The 469-nt window shown below is 67.2% G+C and carries 1 protein-coding gene; it reads right to left on the bottom strand.

Annotated features, from left to right (window positions below; all coding sequences use genetic code 11):
• On the bottom strand, positions 1-469 hold a 469-nt coding region (locus AC0IYH_RS29340), incomplete at both ends, for a hypothetical protein (RefSeq protein WP_471837544.1).

Genomic DNA, 469 nt, shown 5'->3' with positions numbered 1-469 from the left:
GCGCAGGCGATAGGTGCGCGTGTTCGGGATCGCGACGCCGATGATGCCCAGCAGTTCCGACATGTTACGTCCGCGCGCCGCGACTTGCAGCGGCACGTTCTCGATATCGGCGATCGAGGGCAGGGTGCCTGCCACATCGACGACATTGCCCGCTGCGCGGATGCGACCGGTGAGCTTGTTCTGCCCGCGATTGGCAGTGGCGTCCGGTGACAGGAGTTGCGCGACGAGCGTGAACGGGGTGTCGCGGATGCGGCCCTTGCCGGTCACCCCCACCGCCTTGCCGATGCGCGCCTCGGTGGAGGTGATGTCCTCCAGCTTCAGGTCCGCGAGCACGCGCATCCGCGGATCGACATAGCGCACCGTCGTTCCGCGCACCGTCGCGACATCGATCCGTGGGAACTCCAGCGGCTTGCCGCCCTTCTTGCCGTCGAAGGTCCAGGTGTTGGCGGTATGCGCCGCATTCCACTCC

The sequence above is a fragment of the Pseudomonas sp. AC463 genome (assembly GCF_979253585.1).
Note: the sequence above shows the minus strand (reverse complement) of the source record. Positions and strands in the feature narration are given on the sequence as shown.